Origin of the sequence: Streptomyces sp. NPDC058371 (genome assembly GCF_042723265.1) — a bacterium.
Classification (GTDB): domain Bacteria; phylum Actinomycetota; class Actinomycetes; order Streptomycetales; family Streptomycetaceae; genus Streptomyces.
Genome location: NZ_JBHXJC010000017.1, coordinates 72,747 through 88,373 on the forward strand (window position 1 = coordinate 72,747; position 15,627 = coordinate 88,373).

Annotated in this window: 15 protein-coding genes; 6 read left to right on the top strand and 9 right to left on the bottom strand. The window is 70.7% G+C overall.

Annotated elements, in window-relative coordinates; genetic code table 11:
• Nucleotides 1-187: 187 nt before the first annotated feature.
• From meaB to ACFWM2_RS34800, 5 genes are all read right to left on the bottom strand, one after another.
• A complete protein-coding gene (gene meaB, locus ACFWM2_RS34780) occupies nucleotides 188-1,174 on the bottom strand; it encodes a methylmalonyl Co-A mutase-associated GTPase MeaB (RefSeq protein ID WP_383288337.1) in 987 nt (328 codons plus the stop codon).
• Between the two features lie 5 nt (nucleotides 1,175-1,179).
• Nucleotides 1,180-3,363 (bottom strand): methylmalonyl-CoA mutase, encoded by a 2,184-nt coding sequence (scpA, locus tag ACFWM2_RS34785; protein ID WP_383288340.1) that lies wholly within the window; start codon nucleotides 3,361-3,363, stop codon nucleotides 1,180-1,182.
• Entirely contained in the window at nucleotides 3,363-5,168 is a 1,806-nt protein-coding gene (locus ACFWM2_RS34790; protein WP_383288343.1) for a methylmalonyl-CoA mutase family protein, read from the bottom strand. Before ACFWM2_RS34790 ends, scpA begins: the two co-directional genes overlap by 1 nt.
• Nucleotides 5,169-5,331: 163 nt before the next feature.
• Nucleotides 5,332-5,757 (bottom strand): SRPBCC family protein, encoded by a 426-nt coding sequence (locus ACFWM2_RS34795; RefSeq protein ID WP_383288346.1) that lies wholly within the window; start codon nucleotides 5,755-5,757, stop codon nucleotides 5,332-5,334.
• 190 nt (nucleotides 5,758-5,947) lie between these two features.
• The gene (locus ACFWM2_RS34800; RefSeq protein ID WP_383288349.1) at nucleotides 5,948-6,442 is read right to left on the bottom strand and encodes a flavin reductase family protein; all 495 of its coding nucleotides are present in this window, start codon (nucleotides 6,440-6,442) and stop codon (nucleotides 5,948-5,950) included.
• A 199-nt stretch (nucleotides 6,443-6,641) separates the two neighbouring features.
• On the opposite strand from ACFWM2_RS34800, the gene ACFWM2_RS34805 reads away from it, so the two are divergent.
• The 5 genes from ACFWM2_RS34805 to ACFWM2_RS34825 all read left to right on the top strand — a co-directional run bounded on the left by ACFWM2_RS34805 (nucleotide 6,642) and on the right by ACFWM2_RS34825 (nucleotide 11,327).
• The gene (locus tag ACFWM2_RS34805) at nucleotides 6,642-7,349 is read left to right on the top strand and encodes a DUF2470 domain-containing protein (RefSeq protein ID WP_383288352.1); all 708 of its coding nucleotides are present in this window, start codon (nucleotides 6,642-6,644) and stop codon (nucleotides 7,347-7,349) included.
• A gap of 434 nt (nucleotides 7,350-7,783) precedes the next feature.
• Complete coding sequence (locus ACFWM2_RS34810; protein WP_383288354.1) at nucleotides 7,784-8,800, top strand: carbon-nitrogen hydrolase family protein; 1,017 nt, start codon at nucleotides 7,784-7,786, stop codon at nucleotides 8,798-8,800.
• A gap of 291 nt (nucleotides 8,801-9,091) precedes the next feature.
• The gene (locus ACFWM2_RS34815) at nucleotides 9,092-9,331 is read left to right on the top strand and encodes a hypothetical protein (RefSeq protein ID WP_383288357.1); all 240 of its coding nucleotides are present in this window, start codon (nucleotides 9,092-9,094) and stop codon (nucleotides 9,329-9,331) included.
• Nucleotides 9,328-10,614 (top strand): zeta toxin family protein, encoded by a 1,287-nt coding sequence (locus ACFWM2_RS34820; protein WP_383288360.1) that lies wholly within the window; start codon nucleotides 9,328-9,330, stop codon nucleotides 10,612-10,614. The genes ACFWM2_RS34815 and ACFWM2_RS34820 overlap by 4 nt, the downstream gene beginning before the upstream one ends.
• A gap of 173 nt (nucleotides 10,615-10,787) precedes the next feature.
• Nucleotides 10,788-11,327, top strand: a complete 540-nt coding sequence (locus tag ACFWM2_RS34825; protein ID WP_383288364.1) for an FABP family protein — start codon at nucleotides 10,788-10,790, stop codon at nucleotides 11,325-11,327.
• Nucleotides 11,328-11,454: 127 nt separating this feature from the next.
• On the opposite strand, the gene ACFWM2_RS34830 is transcribed toward ACFWM2_RS34825, so the two are convergent.
• The 4 genes from ACFWM2_RS34830 to ACFWM2_RS34845 all read right to left on the bottom strand — a co-directional run bounded on the left by ACFWM2_RS34830 (nucleotide 11,455) and on the right by ACFWM2_RS34845 (nucleotide 14,714).
• Complete coding sequence (locus ACFWM2_RS34830) at nucleotides 11,455-11,946, bottom strand: hypothetical protein (protein WP_383288366.1); 492 nt, start codon at nucleotides 11,944-11,946, stop codon at nucleotides 11,455-11,457.
• Nucleotides 11,947-12,065: 119 nt separating this feature from the next.
• On the bottom strand, nucleotides 12,066-13,076 hold the full coding sequence (locus ACFWM2_RS34835) for an ArsR/SmtB family transcription factor (RefSeq protein WP_383288369.1): 1,011 nt from the start codon (nucleotides 13,074-13,076) through the stop codon (nucleotides 12,066-12,068).
• Nucleotides 13,077-13,335: 259 nt separating this feature from the next.
• Nucleotides 13,336-14,040, bottom strand: a complete 705-nt coding sequence (locus ACFWM2_RS34840; RefSeq protein ID WP_383288372.1) for a hypothetical protein — start codon at nucleotides 14,038-14,040, stop codon at nucleotides 13,336-13,338.
• Between the two features lie 146 nt (nucleotides 14,041-14,186).
• Complete coding sequence (locus tag ACFWM2_RS34845) at nucleotides 14,187-14,714, bottom strand: hypothetical protein (protein WP_383288375.1); 528 nt, start codon at nucleotides 14,712-14,714, stop codon at nucleotides 14,187-14,189.
• Between the two features lie 200 nt (nucleotides 14,715-14,914).
• Between ACFWM2_RS34845 and ACFWM2_RS34850 the strand changes: the two genes are divergently transcribed.
• Nucleotides 14,915-15,553, top strand: coding sequence for a TMEM175 family protein (locus ACFWM2_RS34850; protein ID WP_383288378.1), 639 nt, complete (start codon nucleotides 14,915-14,917; stop codon nucleotides 15,551-15,553).
• Nucleotides 15,554-15,627: the final 74 nt, after the last annotated feature.

Here is a 15,627-nt window from a genome sequence, read left to right on the forward strand (position 1 = left end):
CAGGGCTCACTCCAGCACCGAGTGCGCCCCTCGCACTCGGGCCGCGCGGGCGCTGGGGACCTTGCCCGCACCACGACCCCGCGGCACGCGCGGACGAGCGACTTCCGCTGACAGCCGCGACCGCGCCTACCGCAGGCGCGACCGCGCGTACCGCAGCCGCGACAGGCGACCGCTGTCGGGGTGCGCTTCAGCGACGCTCGGCGCCGAACACCCCGAGAATCCGTTCCGCGGCGAGCGTGGCGGTCAACTCTCCGTCCCGCACCTGCTGTTCAAGACCAGGGGCGAGGGCGCGTACGGCCGGATCGGCGTGCAGCCGGCCGAGGAGTTCGTCGCGGACCATCGTCCACGTCCAGTCAACCTGCTGGTCCCGGCGTTTGGCGGCGAGGCGGCCGGAGGAGTCCAGCAGCTTACGGTGCTGTTCGAGGCGGTCCCAGACCGCGTCCAGGCCGGTCGCCTCACGGGCGCTGCAACTCAGCACCGGAGGCGTCCAGGCGGCGTCGGCGGGGTGCATCAACCGCAGCGCGCCCGCCAGCTCCCGCGCCGCCGCGCGGGCGTCCCGTTCGTGCGGTCCGTCCGCCTTGTTGACGGCGATGACGTCCGCGAGTTCCAGGACGCCCTTCTTGATGCCCTGGAGTTGGTCCCCGGTGCGGGCGAGGGTCAGGAGCAGGAAGGAGTCGACCATGTTCGCGACCGCGGTCTCGGACTGGCCGACGCCGACCGTCTCCACGAGGACCACGTCGTAGCCCGCGGCCTCCATCACCACGATCGACTCGCGGGTCGCCTTGGCGACCCCGCCGAGCGTGCCGGCGGTGGGGGAGGGGCGTACGAAGGCCGCCGGGTCGACGGCCAGGCGTTCCATACGCGTCTTGTCGCCCAGGATCGACCCGCCGGTCCGGCTGGAGGACGGGTCGACGGCGAGCACCGCGACCCGGTGCCCGAGTGACGTGAGCAGGGTCCCGAACGCGTCGATGAACGTCGACTTGCCCACGCCCGGCACCCCGCTGATGCCGATCCGCCGTGCCCGCCCGCTGTGCGGCAGCAGCGCGGTCAGCAACTCCTGTGCCAGGGACCGGTGATCGGGCCGGGTGGACTCGACGAGCGTGATGGCGCGCGCCACCAGCGCCCGCTTCCCGTCGAGTACGCCCTTCACATAGGTGTCGAGGTCGATCGCCATGGGGGTCAGAGATCGTGGCCGAGGTCGGTGGCCAGGCGCTCGACCAGGTCGTGGGCCGCGTCCGGGATGACGGTCCCGGGCGGGAAGACGGCCGCCGCGCCCATCTCCAGGAGCGTGGGCACGTCCTGCGGCGGGATCACTCCGCCGACCACGATCATGATGTCCTCGCGGCCCTCCTCGGCGAGCTGCTCCCGCAACGCCGGTACGAGGGTCAGGTGGCCGGCGGCCAGCGAGGACACGCCGACGATGTGCACGTCCGCCTCGACGGCCTGGCGGGCGACCTCGCCGGGGGTCTGGAACAGCGGGCCGACGTCCACGTCGAAGCCGAGGTCGGCGAAGGCGGTGGCGATCACCTTCTGGCCGCGGTCGTGGCCGTCCTGGCCCATCTTGGCGACCAGGATGCGGGGGCGGCGGCCCTCGGCCTCCTCGAAGGAGGACACCAGGGTGCGGGTGCGTTCGACGGAGGGCGACTCGCCGGCTTCGGTGCGGTACACACCGGAGATCGTACGGATCTGGCTCGCGTGCCGCCCGTACACCTTCTCCAGGGCGTCCGAGATCTCCCCGACGGTGGCCTTCGCGCGGGCCGCGTTCACGGCGAGCTCCAGCAGGTTCCCCTCACCGCCCGCCGCCCGGGTCAGCGCGTCCAGCGAGTCCTGACAGGCCCGCTCGTCGCGTTCCGCCCGCAGCCGTCGCAGCTTCTCGATCTGCTGGGTGCGTACGGAGGAGTTGTCGACCTTGAGGACGTCGATCTCCTCGTCGGTCTCCACGCGGTACTTGTTCACGCCGATGACCGGCTGGCGTCCGGAGTCGATCCGGGCCTGGGTGCGGGCCGCGGCCTCCTCGATGCGCAGCTTGGGGATGCCCGCGTCGATGGCCTTGGCCATACCACCCGCGGCCTCGACCTCCTCGATGTGCTGCCAGGCCCGGCGGGCGAGGTCGTACGTCAGCTTCTCGACGTACGCGCTGCCGCCCCACGGGTCGATCACCCGGGTCGTGCCGGACTCCTGCTGGATCAGCAACTGCGTGTTGCGGGCGATGCGCGCCGAGAAGTCGGTGGGCAGGGCGAGGGCTTCGTCGAGGGCGTTGGTGTGGAGGGACTGGGTGTGTCCCTGCGTAGCCGCCATCGCCTCCACGCACGTACGCGTCACGTTGTTGAACACGTCCTGCGCCGTCAGCGACCAGCCGGACGTCTGCGAATGGGTCCGCAGGGAAAGGGACTTGGCGTTCTGCGGGTCGAACTGCTTGACCAGCTTGGCCCAGAGCAGCCGCGCCGCCCGCATCTTCGCGATCTCCATGAAGAAGTTCATGCCGATCGCCCAGAAGAAGGACAGCCGGGGCGCGAACGCGTCCACGTCCATCCCCGCGTCCCGCCCCGCCCGGATGTACTCCACCCCGTCGGCGAGCGTGTAGGCCAGCTCCAAGTCGGCCGTCGCGCCCGCCTCTTGGATGTGGTAGCCGGAGATGGAGATGGAGTTGTAGCGCGGCATCCGCTGCGAGGTGTACGCGAAGATGTCGGAGATGATCCGCATCGACGGCTTCGGCGGATAGATGTAGGTGTTGCGGACCATGAACTCCTTGAGGATGTCGTTCTGGATGGTCCCGGCCAACTTCTCGGGCGGTACGCCCTGTTCCTCGGCCGCCACGATGTACAGCGCGAGGACGGGCAGCACGGCGCCGTTCATCGTCATCGACACGGTCATCTTGTCGAGCGGGATGCCGTCGAAGAGCTGGCGCATGTCGTAGATCGAGTCGATCGCGACGCCCGCCATGCCGACGTCCCCGGTCACCCGCGGGTGGTCACTGTCGTAACCCCGGTGCGTGGGCAGGTCGAAGGCGACGGACAGGCCCTTCTGGCCGGCCGCGAGGTTGCGCCGGTAGAAGGCGTTGGACTCCTCGGCGGTGGAGAAGCCCGCGTACTGGCGGATGGTCCAGGGCTGGTTGACGTACATCGTCGGGTACGGGCCGCGCAGATAGGGGGCGATGCCCGGGTAGGTGCCGAGGAAGTCCAGGCCCTCCAGGTCCTGCCCGGTGTAGAGCGGCTTGACGGCGATGCCCTCGGGCGTCTCCCAGAGGAGGTCGTCACCGCCGGTGGCCTTCTTGACGGCGCCGCGCCACTCGTCGGTGCCGCCGTCGGCCTTCGGGGCGCCCAGTTCGATCTCGGAGAAGTCGGGGATTCCCGTCGTTCCCATCAGGACACTCCCATACGGTCGAGGGTGGCGGAGAGCACGGCGACGGCGTCGCAGCCCGCGAAGACATGGGCGTCGACACCTGGGTACTGCCCGGGACGGCCCGCGAGGAACACGTGTGCGGCACCTGCCGACTTCAGCGTCGCGGCGATCTCCGCCGCCCGCTCCTCGTACAGGGCGTCGCTGGAGCACAGACAGACCTCGGTGGCACCGCTCTCCTCGAACGTGCCCTCGGTGACGGGCTCGATGCCGCCCGCCTGGAAGAGGTTCGAGGCGAAGGTGAGCCGGGCGGTGTGGGCGGCGGCGGGGCCGAGGGCGGCCAGGAAGATCCGCGGCCGTGATCCGGTCGCCGCGAGGTGGGCGTCGGAGCGGGCGCGCAGTGCCTCGTACGCCTCGTCGCGCCGCACCCGTGGCAGCCCGCCGGAGGGTTCCATGGGGGCGGGCGTGCGCTCCGGGAGGCGTTCGGCGAGGTTCGGGAACTCGCTGACGCCGGTGATCGGTTCGCGGCGCTCGGCGAGCTTGGCGCTGCGTGCCGCCCAGGTCGTGGCGAGGTCCTCGCGAAGTCGGCCCGAGCGCAACGCGGCTCCCTGACCGCCGAGTTGCTCGATGTGCCGGAAGAACGCCCAACCCGCGTGGGCGAGTTCGTCGGTGAGCCGCTCCACGTACCAGGAGCCGCCCGCGGGATCGATCACCCGGGACAGATGCGACTCCTCGACCAGGATCGTCGAGGTGTTGCGGGCGATCCGGCGGGCGAACGCGTCCGGCAGACCGAGCCCGTGGTCGAAGGGCAGCACGGTGACGGCGTCGGCGCCGCCCACACCGGCCGCGAGCGTCGCGACCGTCGTCCGCAGCATGTTCACCCACGGGTCACGGCGGGACATCATCACCGGCGAGGTCACCGCATGCTGGATCTGTCCGCCCGGGGGCCCGCAGACCTCGGCCACGCGTGCCCAGAGCCTGCGCGCAGCCCGCAACTTGGCGATCGTCAGAAACTGGTCGGCGGTGGCCGAGTACCGGAACTCCAGCTGGGCGGCGGCCTGTTCGACGCTCAGCCCCGCCTCGGTGAGCTGCCGCAGATAGGCGACACCGGTCGCCAGCGAACTGCCCAGTTCCTGCGCGGCCGAGCCACCGGCCTCGTGGTACGGCAGCGCGTCCACGGTCAGCGTCCGCAGCCCCGGGTACTCCTCGGCGCACCGCCGCGCGAGTGCGGCGACGGGGGCGAAGTCGAAGCCGTCGTCTCCCGTCCGGGCCTGATGGCCCAGGGGGTCGGCGCCGAGGTTGCCCCGGGCGGCGTCGCGCGCGACGCCCCGCTCCTCGTACACCCGCAGCAACTCGGCCGCGGCGGGCTCGACTTCACGGCCCGCGTCGAGGGCGATGGGCGCCAGGTCCAGATACACGCCGTCGAGTACGCGGCCGAGTGCCGACACCGGGATCCCGTGCTCGCCGACGACCAGCCAGAGCGAGGTGACGCCGTTCTCCAGGTCCGCGAGGACCGCGTCGCCGGCGGCGGCCGTGTGCCGTTGCCGTACGTCCCAGCCGCCGAGGGTGTTGCCCTCGGGCCGACCACCCCGCACGAACGGGGCGAAACCGGGAAGGCCGGGATCGGGCGCGGAGTCGTCCGCGGTGTACAGAGGGCGGGCGCGCAGCCCGTCCTCCAGGGTGGTGGACAGAGCGTCCTCCGCTGCCGCGCCCGAGACTTCCTTGCCCGACTTTCGCAGGACGCCCTCCACCAGGCGTTGCCACTGCTCATGGGTCGCTTCAGGGAACTCGGCGGCCAACGAGAGTTCGTCGTCAGGCAGGACCGTCATGCTCGGATGTTAGGCCAGACCCGCAGGTGAGCAGCAGGGGACACGGCTGTGACCTTGCCCTCTCCGGGGTGGCCTTGATCCACGGGCCGGTGCGTACTAAGGCGGCCCGCGGGCCCCCGTCCGGCGCCGGGTGCCGGGCCCCGCTCGAACCGTCGGCGCCCGGTCAGCCGGCGGCTGTCGTCTCGGCGAGCTTCTGGAACTCACCGAGGTCGTAGTTCGCGAGCGTGGAGTCCAGATTGGTGAGCGCCCCGATGTGCTCGACGAAGCCCTTCGGGTCGTACTCGATCTGCAGGGTGACGCGGCTCGACGTGTCGCTGAGCCGGTGGAAGGTGACGACGCCCGCGTGGTGAACGCCTTCCGTGGTCTGCCAGGCGATGCGGTCCTCGGGGATCACCTCGGTCAGCTCGGCGACGAAGTTCTTGTCGGCCCCCGGCAACGAGAGTTGCCACGCGAAACGCCGGTCGTCCAGGGGCTGTACCAGGCGTACGTGGCTCAGGAACGACGGCCACCGCGTCACATCGCTCCAGAGTGCCCACGTGACGGCTACGGGGGCTTCGATGTCGACGGTCTCCACCAGTGATGCGGACACACGGCACCTCTTTCACGGTCGGCTCGCCACTGGGGCCGGCGAGTGCGTGGAGCCCGGTTACCCGCGGGCGCCGGCCTCACACGAACGCGTCCCGGAGAACATCCGGAACCGCGGTTACCGCCTTCGGCAGCCATCAGGCCCCGTACGCCTGCGCTCCGTGCGCACACGTCGTACGGGGCGGCGCGCGTCCTCAGTCCGGTACCGGGTGCCCGGGGTCGATCGTGAGCGCGTCCGCGAGCCGCAGCAGTGAACGCCCTTCGGTCTTCTCCTGCCGGCCGGACTCGACCGGTTCGAGGACGAAGCCGACGTGATCGCCCGCGTCGATCCGCTGCGCGACGCTGCCGACGAACCACACCAATGAGTCCTGCAGTACGACGGCCCCGCCGTGCCTCTCCGTCCAGCGGGTGCGGGCGAACTTGTCCACCTCGTCACCGGTCTCGCCCCCGAACAGGGCCGCCAGTTCGAACTGTTCCGGCGTCAGCAGATGCACGGCGAGGAAGTCGGCACGACGAGCCACCTCGTAGGTTCGGTTGACCTTCGACAGCCACACCACGAACCGCACCGGCTCCATGGAGCACTGCGAGGCGAACCCGACCAGGCAGCCGGCCCGATCGCCGTCCGCCGTAGCCGTCACGACGCACATGTCGGGGTTCAGCCGGTCGACGAAGGCGTCCATGTCCACCATGTTCAAGTTCCTCCTGCCAGTCGGCACCCGTTCCTGCACCCGGCCACGGACAGCCGCGGTCACGCCTGACACTCTGCCCCGGCATCCAGGTTTTCGCTCATGGGCACCACGAGGTTTCCGTACTCGCTGAACAGGGGGCGAGGGCGTGACGTAAGTTAGGTTAGGCAAACCTAAGTTGTTCAAGGTCCTGGAGGCCCGGATGCGTCGTTCCCCTGCCCGCGTCACCGCACCGACCGTCGCTGAGCGCGTCCGCTCGGTCCTGGCCGCCGCCCATTCGATGACAGTGGTGTGCGACGGACAGCAAGCCGAGGTCCGCCGTCTCGACGGCAGCGGAGCCATGGGCCACTTCCACCTGCACGCCCCGTCAGACGGTGCCTCCGTCCGGTCGGCCCGGCACGTCCCGGTCCGGTTGGAACTCACCGACATCGCTCCCACGCCCGTACGCGACCGGCTGCGTGCCCGGGTCACTCTGACCGGCCTGCTGACCGCGCCGTATGATCCCGCGTCCGAGGAAAGCACCTGCATGGAGTTCGGGCAGGCGGTGCTGGAGGACGCCGAGGGGCGCGCGTTCGTCAGCCTCCAGGAGCTGGAGGCGGCCGAAGACGACCCGATGGCGACCTGCGAGGCGGGCATGCTGACCCATCTCGTCGACGACCACGGCGAACTCGTCGCGCTGCTCCTCCGTCTGGTCCGTCCGCTCCCGCGCAGGGGCGTACTGCGCGTACTCCCGCTGAGGATCGACCGCTACGGCGTGACCCTGCGCCTCGAATACCCGCGAACCCATCGCGACGCCCGGCTGCCGTTCAAGACGCCTGTGAACCACATCGATCACGTCGGCCCTCAGATCCACGCCCTCCTGTCGGCGGCACGCCGCCTCTCGCACACGCGCCGCCGACTCCTGATCTGAACGTCTTCGGCCGCGCACCGACCGACCGGCCTGCGCCCCGTGAACGATTCACCTCACGCGACGAGCCTGCTCCTACTCGCTGCGTGGCACCGGACAGGGACTTGACGAAGTGGCCCCCGGGCGGGCGTTGTTGCCGTTGCGCGGCGGGCTGGCGATCCGCGAGGAACCGGGTGGGTGTGGCTGGTGGCCGCACGACCACCAGCGCCGACAGACTGGAGAGTCGTCAGCTCACGGGACACGCTGAAGGAGGTTGACGGACCCCATCGGCGACGGCATCATGGCCGACTGCGTGGCCTACGCCGAACCTCCTGCGACCGTCCCCAGCGCGGTCTCCCGTCGGAGGCAAAGGGACCAGCGTCTCAGGTCGTTGTCGCAGCCGGATCGCCTCGGGCGAGGTTGCTGGGGAGCCGTCGCTCAAGGCGTGGAAGGCCGCGATGACAGCCCGTAGAAACTTCAAGCGCCAGGTGCGTGCCCGCGCCGCCAAGACCGGCGAGTCCTACACGTCCGCCCTCCGGCACTTCCGCTCGACTCCGTCAGGAGACGTCATGCCGGAAGCAAGGAACCCCCAGAGCGTGCGGCTCGCCGTAGCGCAGACACCCATGCGTGATGACCCCCGAGATGTCGACGCGCTACGCGAAAGCGGCCGTCAGGTCCGTGCTCTGATGCGCGAGGCCAGCGCGCAGGGCGCGAGGATCGTGCACTTCCCGGAAGGCGCGATCTGCTTTCCGCACAAGCTCGTCATGTCCGTCGACGGCCCGGAGGCGGTCGGCCCGGCGGACTGGAGCAGGTGCCAGTGGCCGGTTCTGCAAGCCGAGTTGGCAGCGATCGCCGAGTCGGCACGAGAACTACGGGTGTGGACGGTCATCGCCTCGGTGCACCGTCTGACCGAGCCGAACCGCCCGCACAACAGCCTCTACGTCATCTCCGACCGCGGCGAGGTCGTGACGCGGTACGACGAGCGACTGCTGTCGAAGACGAAGGTCTCGTACATGTACTCGCCGGGCATCTCGCCGGTGACCTTCGAGGTCGACGGTGCCCGCTTCGGCTGCCTGCTCGGCATCGAGATCCACTACCCGGAGCTGTTCGCCGAGTACGAGAAGCTGGACGTCGACTGCGTCCTGTTCTCCACGACCGGTGTCTCCCCGGGCGCCGCCGCCGTCCAGGCCCAGGGCCATGCCGCGGCCAACAGCTACTGGGTCAGCTTCTCGGTGCCGACACAGCACGGCGCCACCGCGCCGTCCGGAGTCATCGCCCCCAACGGCGACTGGCTCGAGCGGTGCCCCGCGGACGGTTCGCCGTCGGTGGCGGTCGTGGACCTCGACGACGGTTCCGAGGCCGCCGCCGCATCCGTGACCTACGCCCGCCCCTGGCGTCGTGAGGCGCGCGCGGGAGTCTATGCCGGGCACCAGGTGACCGACCCGCGCAGCGAAGACCGTACTGCCGCCTTCTGACGCGGAATCCGAGGGGTTCGCGAGTACGGGGCGGCTCCCGCGCGCGAATCCCTCGGACCCGGCGCCGCCGCGACCGACTGACCTGACGGAGCCCTCGGGATTCGGCCACCCCCACGAGTGAGGCGGACAGATCCGCCGAACGTCGAACCGATCCGGGGCGATTGGCGTCACCTACTGGTGGCATAACGATCAGGCTTGGTTTGGAAAGGGACGTGTGTGATGGATCCTCAGCCCCCTTCGGATTCGGTGACTTCCTCGCTCAGTGGCTTCACGTGGTCGAGTGAGGAGTCGGTGGCCTACGAGGCCGCGATTGAGGCGATCAACGGCGCGGTCGGCGCCTACAGCGCGAGGATCGCGGCCGAGGAGGCGAAGCCGACGCCGGATCAGTCGGCCGTCGCGGCCTGGCAGGAGCGGCAGTTCGAGTGCGCCCGCGCCCGCGAGGGACTCGATCCCACGGACCACGCGCAGATCGCGGAAGCCCGCCGGCATTTTGCTGATCTGGCCCGCGAGGTGCGGGAGGGGCAGGCGTGAGCGGCCCGGACGCCGAGCGTCATCTGCTGCCCGAGGCCGAGAACCGTCGGATATTTCTCGACCGGATCGTCCCTCAGCAGTTCGCGGGCCGGGTGCCGCAGGAGACGCCGACCGTGGTGTTCCTGGTCGGCCAGCCCGGTGCGGGCAAGACGCGGGTGGGGCACATGCTGGCCGGGGTGCTGAACAAGCGCGGCGGGTTCATCGATGTCGACAGTGACCTCTACAAGCCCTTCCATCCCGAGTACGACCGGCTGATGCAGCAGGACGACAAGCTGATGGCCGCCTACACCCGCGCCGACGGCCGCAGGTGGATGGCTCAAGCGCACGAATACGTGCGCGACACGAAACTCAACGCCGTCATCCAGGAGACCTCGCAGGACGGCGAGGCGGTCGCCGCGACCATGCGCGCCTACCGTGAGAGCGGTTTCCGCGTCGAGGTCGTCGCCATGGGCGTCTCCGAAGCCCTGAGCAATCAGGGCATCGTGCACCGCTACCACGAGCAGGTGAAGGAGCGTGGCAGCGGGCGTCTGACGGTGCAGGCCAACGCCGATCAGTCCTACGAGGGGATCGTGGACCTGGCCCGGCTGGTCGACGCGCACCGCCTGGCCGACGAAGTCACCGTCTTCCGGCGCGGCGAGGGCGAGCCGCGATATGCCAACCGGCTCGGGACCGACGGCCAGTGGGAGCAGACGCCGGCCCTCGCACCGGCCATCGAGGCGGAGCGCGGCCGCAGGTGGAGCGCGGTGGAGAGCGGTGACTTCCTGCAGGTGCAGGGCAAGTTGCACACCGAGATGAGCCCGGACTGGGCGGCACCGCTCGCGCGCATCGACCGCCTCGCCCAGCCGAATCTGGCGCCGCTGGCGAAGCTCAGCGACCAAGACCTTCAACAACAGTTGCGGCGTGGCGGCGAGGCGGTGCAGCAGGGTTCTGCACCCGGCGTCCCGCGAGGCGTTGACGGGCGGCCTGCGCGCTCGGCCGAGCGCGGCGTCAACGGGCCGGAGGCCGAGCAGGGGCCCAGGGCGCCACAGCAGGGCGGCCAGTTCGCCATCAGCCGGGCGGCCGGGGCTCGTTCACCGGCCGCGCAGCCCGGCGCCCAGACCGCAGAGGTCAGGGCTGAGGTCCAGCGCCGCAGTGAACTGTCCCCGGCGCAGCGCGGATTCGAGAACGTCGGCCGTCACCACGCGGCAGCCGTGACGCCCGCGCAGTCTCCCCGGACGGGACCCCCCGCGGCGGCGCCGCGTGTCCCACCGCCGCGCCCGCAGAGGCCATCCCCGGGGCTTTGACCGAGAGCCCGGTTCCGGGGTCTTGCCGACAGCGCCGAGCGGGGGAGTAGCGGTCGGACTCTCGTGCCGCGCGTGAGGGTGACGGGTCACAGCAGGCTGCCGCGAGCGTCGCCGGGGCGATCGACAGCCTAGGCTGCCACCCGGCACTGGCACCGACCTCAGGAGCGCACGCTGTGTTCGACCCCGCACCGGAGCACCCGTACCCCGACGGTCACCGACCGGACGAGGCACCCGCACCGCACGCCCTGCTGGAACCCGTGCTCGGCCTACTGGGTTCCTGGCGCGGCCGGGGTCAGGGCGAGTACCCGACGCTCTCCGCGGACTTCGCGTACGCGCAGGAAGTGACGTTCAGCCATGACGGCCGTCCCTTCCTGCGCTACGAGGCCCGGGCCTGGCTGCTCGACACCGATGACGCGCCGCTGCGCCCGTCGGCCCGGGAGAGCGGTTGGTGGCGACTTCAGCCCGACGGCCGGGTGGAGGCTCTGATCACCCAGCCCACGGGCGTCGCGGAGATCATGGTCGGACGCGCGGCCGGTGACGCGGTCGACCTTTCCACGCACGAGGTGGCGCTCGCCCCCACCGCCAAGAAGGTCAACGCCACCCGCCGCCGCTACACGCTGGACGGCGACACGCTCACCTTCGAGCACGACCTCGAGGCGGTCGGCCAGCAGATGCAGCACCATCTGTCGGCACGACTGCGGCGCACGGGCTGACGGCTGTCCCCGTGGGCGCGGCGGGGGTGGGCAGCCTTCGCTGTCGTGCCGGGCCGGCCAGTCTCCACCAGCACGCCGAAGCCGGCCGGGCACGATGCCCGGCCGGCGTATCCCCGCGGGAACGGAATCAGCAGTTGCGGATGGAATACACGGGCGACCAGTTGTACGACGAGCTGCTCCCGCCGGCCGGAACCGACTTGAGAAGGTTGCCGCTCTGGCCGAAGAACTGCGCGGTGGCACCGCCGGTCTGGGAGTTGCGGTAGGAGCCGGAGCCCGACCAGTTGGACAGCGTGTACGTGTCGCAGTAGTAGAGGTAGAAGACGACGTAGTCCGCCTTCGTGGGGTCATAGACGGCAGTGCACAGGTTTCCGCTGTCGCAGGTGACGGAGCCGCCTGCCGGCACGTGCACGATCTTGTTGGGCTTCGGCCAGGCCGTCGGAGGCTCTGCGGCCGCGGACTTGGCCGACAGTCCCGGCACGGTCGCCGGCACAGTGAGGACCTGACCGGCCGGGCCGGAGTGTGCGGGAGCGGCGGCCTGAGCCGTCGCGGTGGTGGCGAACATGGCCGAAAGGCAGGCCACGGCGCCGATGATGCCAAGGATGGAGCGCCTGTCGCGCATTCTGTGGAACCCCCTGTAAGGATGGCGACATAGGGGACGCACGGGTCGAGTGCGGCCCCGTTTTCGTGTTCCACACTGGTGGCCGTCGCCGTACCGCCGCCACACCTTGAAGCTGTGGCTTAAACGTCGAACGGCGCGTTCAGCGGGCGGCCCAGGAGCGCGAGCCCCGTCGGGGTGATGCTGTGCAGCACGTGCCTGCTGTGGCGCACGCTCAGCAGCAGGCCGGCCCGGCGCAGCACGGCGGTGTGCTGGCTCACGGCCGCCCCGGAGATGGCGAAACGCCGCGCGAGCTCACCGGTCGTACGGCCTGTCACGACGTCCTCCAGGATGGCCGCCCGAGTGCGCCCGAGCAGGACCCCCAGCCCCGATTCCCGTTCCGTGGCGCTTCGCGGTCCGGCCCAGCCGATGGTGTGCTGGATGGGATAGACCAGGACCGGGGTCAGATCGGGGGACGGGGCGGCGAGCATGACGGGGCTTCGGGAGCAGAAGAAGGAGGGCTGGAGCAACAACCCCCGGCCGTCGAGCCGCAGTTCGCGCTCGACCGGGTAGTGGGCCTCCAGCACGGGCGGCTCCCAGCGCAGCACCGGCCGGAAGCTGGCGAGGAGTCCGTCGGTGCCGCCTTCGAGGGCGGCCCGGGCCCGCACGGCACGGTCGGCGTGCACGTGCGCCCGGATGTGCGCGGAGAACGGGGCGAGCGCGCGGCGGTGGTAGGAGTGCAGGCTGGCGCCCAGCCGGCGCAGGGTCTCCGATTGGCCGTCGGCCAGGGCGCGGACGTCGGCGGGAAGTTGCCGGCGCCGGAGCGGAGAGGCGGCGAGCACCGCGAGATCGCCGCGCAGTGCGGTTCTGGGCGTGCTCAGTACGGTGTCGACCGCGCTGTCCAGGCCGACGGTGCCGGCCAGGTCGGGCGTGAGGAAGTCCGGCGAGTAGCCGCGTGGCGGCAGGAGCGCGGCGAGCAGTCCGTCCGCCGGGCTCAGCCGCGGCCGGACGAGACGCCGCCAGTCGCCGAACGCCAGGGTGTCGTGCTCCCGTAGCAGGGTCTGGAAGCTGTTGGCGATTTCCCAGAGGTGGTCGGGAGCGGCCGCGACGCGGACGCGCGCGATGTCCTCGGCGGTGAAGTGCACCCGCAGCATGGGGTCTCCGACAGTGGTCGCTCATCGGTGTATGGCGATGCCCCCGACAGTGGCCGAGCCCACCAGCGGGGGCAAGTCGGCATTCGGCCACCCGGTGGCGCATATGCCAGGACCGCATACGGCTCCTGTACGGCCGTCATCCACATGTTCCCGTGTCGGCTTGCGCGGCGACGCCCAACTCCTGATCTGACGCCCGTGCTTGTGGGTCAGGAGCCCCTTTCGCGACGGCTGCATCCGAGAGGGGAGCGGCACGGAGGGATCAGTTCTGGTTCACCGGCCAGACGGCCGCCGGGTCGCAGTGGGACGGGCACGCGAGCAGGTAGTTCTCGTTGCCGAGAAACAGGGCGTCGAACTCCGTGCTGAAGTCGTCGGGCCGCCCTGGCCGTTCGTAACGGACGGCGATCTCCATGCCCTCCGGTACCTGGCACACGAACACCAGGTCCGTGCCGCACGCGCAGGCGTAGTGCTCGGCCTCCTGCGCCCAGGACGGCGCACCGCCGACTTTGAAGGTCGCGGCTCCGAGGCCCAGTTCGTCGGGGGTGTCCACGAAGGGCCGCAGCTTCAGAGGGAGCGCACGCAGGGTCGGTTCGGCTTCCGCGGCCGGCAGTCTCGCGTCGCGCAGGAGCAGGACGCGCCAGAACGGAGCGGGGTAGGAAGGCTGCGGCGCGTCCCAGTACCGGGGAACGAGCCGCCCGTCGACCAACTCGGGGTTGGTTGCGTCGTTGTGCGTACGGCAGTGGAAGACCAACAGGTGGTCTCCGCCGAAGAACTCGACGTCCGCGGGGACGTCGAACTGGAAGAACAGAGCCATCCGCCTGCCGCAGAAACACTCGGGCCATTTCTGGGAGCCGTCGAGGAAGGGCCGGCCGCCCATGGAGTTCCGCGCCGGGCCTTCCAGCGGCTCGGCCCCGACCTCGATCTCGTAGGCAGCGGGCAGCGCCTGCTTCGCCTGGCTCTCGCTCATCCGGTCACCCTAAGGGCTTTTCACGACGGTTCATCGCGGGCGAGTTGACGACGCTCGCCGACGAGACCCGCTCCCGTGATGCGCCACGACATGGAGCCACGTCTACTCGACCTGGGGTGGGAGGCCCGGTCGGAGCAGGGCCCTCGTCAGGTGCCGAGCTCCTCGACGATCTCGTTCACCCGGCGTCTCGCCGAGGGGGCGTACCACGCGGGCAACGGCGCCGTGCGGGCGACCGCGTCGGCCAGCCACCCCGGGTCACCCAGGCGGTGCAGCGCTTTCGCGTCGGAGACCTTCTGGAAGAGGGCTTGCACCAAGAAGACGTGGGCGCCGCTGTATGGGCGTTCGTGGTGGGCGTAGTTCACCGACCAGTCGTGGTACGGATGGTGAACGAGCCCCTGCAGCGAACAGCCGCTGCGGCCGCCGTTCATGTAACCGCCGCCGAGCCCGTCGACGATGCCCCCGGTGCGAGTGGCCTGCCAGGCGCGAGGCGTGGCTCGCACCCCCAGACTCATGAACCGTGACCACGGTACGGCGGTCAGTGCTTCCACCGAGCCGCGCTCGTGCTGCTCGACGCCCTCGGCGGTGAGCACCACGCACGAGCCGCTCCTGGACTTGGGGTCCCCGATGATCCAGCGGTCCCCGACCAGTTCCAGCGGCCCCAGATACAGCGTCATGATCCCCCGTCGGCCCGCTCTCCACCCGATCCGAAACCCTACGCGCCGGTCGCGCACGTGAGTCGGCAGACCCGGCCACCCCGTCCCGGGGCCGCGGTCGTCAGCCGCCGTCATCGACGGCGTCCGTCCGATCCACGCCGAGAGGCGTCCCGGGCTCGACCGGCACGCTCCGGCCGAGGGCTGCGCCTACTGTCATCGACATGACCCAGCCACTGGCAGCACCTCACCCGCACGAGGGCGACATGGGGGTGCCACGCCTGATCGCCCTGTCCGACGGCATCTATGCCATCGCGATGACACTGCTGGTCATCAACGTGGCGGTACCCGCGCATCTGGACGCCGCCGCGTTCCGCAAGGCGCTGGGCGACGCGCTGCCCAACCTCGGCGCCTTCGCGCTCAGCTTCTCCCTCATCGCCGGCTTCTGGCGCGACCACCGCCGTATCCTCACCGCCACGCCCACCGAGACGAACGTGGTGACCCGGCTGACCCTGCTCGGTCTCGGTCTGGTCGCGCTGCTGCCCTTCCCCACGACGCTTCTGGCCGAGTACGCCTCACAGCCCGAAGCCGTCGCCCTCTACGCGGGCACCACGGCCGCGATCCAGGCAGTGCACGCCACCCTGTTGATGGTCACCCAACGCCAGGTGCACCCCTCGCCCGCGTCGTCCGCCGCCGCCTCCCGCCGCCGCTTCGCCACCCAGCTCGGCGCCAAGGTGCTGATCTTCGTGCTCTCCGTTCCCCTGGCCTTCATCAACACGGCCGCCGCCATGTGGTTCTGGCTCACGCTCGTCCCGGCGCATTTCCTGCTCAGCCACCGGGGTCTGCGACGAGCACAGGGGTAGCCCCCGAGTCAGGGACGCCCGACAGCCGACCGCCCGGCGGCCGGCACATCGCGGTGTCGCGTGTGCGGCCGCCG

Bases quoted from the DNA above. Each gene is read 5' to 3' on its own strand.
- meaB (WP_383288337.1), bottom strand. From the start codon at position 1,174: ATGGCGATCGACCTCGACACCTATGTGAAGGGCGTACTCGACGGGAAG.
- scpA (WP_383288340.1), bottom strand. From the start codon at position 3,363: ATGGGAACGACGGGAATCCCCGACTTCTCCGAGATCGAACTGGGCGCC.
- ACFWM2_RS34790 (WP_383288343.1), bottom strand. From the start codon at position 5,168: ATGACGGTCCTGCCTGACGACGAACTCTCGTTGGCCGCCGAGTTCCCT.
- ACFWM2_RS34800 (WP_383288349.1), bottom strand. From the start codon at position 6,442: ATGGTGGACATGGACGCCTTCGTCGACCGGCTGAACCCCGACATGTGC.
- ACFWM2_RS34805 (WP_383288352.1), top strand. From the start codon at position 6,642: ATGCGTCGTTCCCCTGCCCGCGTCACCGCACCGACCGTCGCTGAGCGC.
- ACFWM2_RS34810 (WP_383288354.1), top strand. From the start codon at position 7,784: ATGACAGCCCGTAGAAACTTCAAGCGCCAGGTGCGTGCCCGCGCCGCC.
- ACFWM2_RS34830 (WP_383288366.1), bottom strand. From the start codon at position 11,946: ATGCGCGACAGGCGCTCCATCCTTGGCATCATCGGCGCCGTGGCCTGC.
- ACFWM2_RS34835 (WP_383288369.1), bottom strand. From the start codon at position 13,076: ATGCTGCGGGTGCACTTCACCGCCGAGGACATCGCGCGCGTCCGCGTC.
- ACFWM2_RS34840 (WP_383288372.1), bottom strand. From the start codon at position 14,040: ATGAGCGAGAGCCAGGCGAAGCAGGCGCTGCCCGCTGCCTACGAGATC.
- ACFWM2_RS34845 (WP_383288375.1), bottom strand. From the start codon at position 14,714: ATGACGCTGTATCTGGGGCCGCTGGAACTGGTCGGGGACCGCTGGATC.
- ACFWM2_RS34850 (WP_383288378.1), top strand. From the start codon at position 14,915: ATGACCCAGCCACTGGCAGCACCTCACCCGCACGAGGGCGACATGGGG.